The sequence below is a fragment of the Lentzea sp. NPDC006480 genome (assembly GCF_040611995.1).
In the GTDB taxonomy this organism is placed as follows: domain Bacteria; phylum Actinomycetota; class Actinomycetes; order Mycobacteriales; family Pseudonocardiaceae; genus Lentzea.
Window position 1 is genome coordinate 1 of record NZ_JBEXPJ010000349.1, and the last position, 1,733, is coordinate 1,733.

The 1,733-nt window shown below is 66.9% G+C and carries 2 protein-coding genes; both read left to right on the plus strand.

The window, feature by feature from the left end:
* The coding region (locus ABZX92_RS45855; RefSeq protein ID WP_355572457.1) for a transcriptional regulator at positions 1-978 on the plus strand (978 nt) is incomplete at its 5' end.
* Between the two features lie 12 nt (positions 979-990).
* Positions 991-1,722, plus strand: a complete 732-nt coding sequence (locus tag ABZX92_RS45860; protein ID WP_355572460.1) for a 5-formyltetrahydrofolate cyclo-ligase — start codon at positions 991-993, stop codon at positions 1,720-1,722.
* Positions 1,723-1,733 lie beyond the last annotated feature (11 nt).

Consider the following 1,733-nt stretch of genomic DNA (forward strand, 5'->3'; position numbering starts at 1 on the left):
ACCGAGAACCGCCGACTGTCCAACCTGGACCTCGACGGTTCCGTCTCGGTCGAATGGGCGCTCGCGAACCCGTCTCAAGCCGACTTCGAAACCGTTGCCAGGCTCCGCAACCACGTCGTCGAGCTGGGAGAGCGCTACGACAGCGAGCGGTCGACCGCTCTGCTCGCCGAGGCGGGACAGTTGCTGGGGCAGGTTCGGTTTCTTCGGCAGCACGCGCAGCGGTACGGCGTGAAGCGGGACCTGCTTGCGGCAGAGGCCGAGGCGGCGACGCTCATGGGGCAGTTCGCCTGGGACGCCTCCCAGCGCCGGGACCACGTCGAGGCGAGGAAGCACTTCGATCGTGCCGCGGAAGCCGCACGCGAGATCAACGACCCAGTGCTGGAGAGCATCGCGCTGCTCCGGACTTCGTACGTCGCTCTCTACGGCGAAGACGACGCGCGTGACGGTCTTCGGCTGACTGAGCAAGCTGCTGTTGCTGCGAGCGGAAACAGTGAAGTCCTGGAAGGCCTTGCGGTGCTGCACACCGCCGAGGCGCACGCGATGCTCGGCGAACGCCGAGCCTGCGAACTTGCACTGGATCTCGCGCAGGACCACTTAGGGCAGAAGACCGAGGACGACCCGGTGCCGGAGATGTTCTCCGAGACTCAGCACGACCGGCTGGCCGGTGCCTGTTACCTCCGGCTGGAGGACGTGACCAAGGCACAGCCCACCCTGGAACGGGTGGCAGTCAAGGCGCGGGCTCGGTCGAAGTCCCGCAGCATCGTGTTGGCCAATCTCACCCTGACCCACATCCTGCAGCGCGACCTCGAACAGGCGGCCGCGAGCCTGCACCTCGCGATCGACTCGATCGAGGGCACCTGGGGCGGTGGCGGCCTCAAGGTCATTTTCAATGCGGCGAGAGAGCTTCGCCCTTGGCGCGCGGAACCTGTGGTAGATCAGGTGTACGACCGCCTGCTGACCGTGATGGCGGCGACCTAGGAGGCCAGGTTCGTGGGCAGTCCCGGCGAGGACAAGAACGTAGTTCGTCACCGCGTCTGGGATCTGCTGGCCGAACACGGAGCTGCTCCGCCGGATGTGCACGGGTCCATCCCGAACTTCGTGGGTGCCGACGAGGCCGCGGACAAGCTGGCCGAACTCGCCATCTGGCGATCCGCGCGCGTGGTCAAGGCGGTCCCGGACAAGCCTCAGATCCCGGTCCGGGTGCTGGGCCTGTCGCAGGGCAAGCTGATCTACCTCGCGGTGCCGAGGCTTGCAGGGCCGAAGCCGTTTTACGAGCTCGACCCGGCGCACCTGCCCGTTTCGCCGGCCGAGGCCGCCATGCCGAAGGTTGCGGCGACGTTCGCGAGAACCGTCGACACCGATGAGATGCCGCAGGTGGATCTCGTCGTGTGCGGCTCGGTCGCAGTCGACCGCCGTGGCGCGCGACTCGGCAAGGGTGCGGGCTACGCGGACATCGAGGTCGCCCTGCTCCAGGAAGCCGGGCTCATCCACGAGGCGACGCCGATCGTCACGACCGTGCACGACCTCCAGGTGGTCGAAGACGAGCTGCCGGAGACGAGCCACGACTTCTCGGTCGACTTCATCATCACGCCGACGCAGGTCATCGAGTGTGGTCCGTCTCGCCGTCCTGAAGGCATCCTCTGGTCGGAGATCGATCCGGCGAAGGTGGCTGCCATCCCAGCCCTTGCCTTGCGCGCGGCACAAAGACCCCCGATCGAGTGATCACGGCGTTC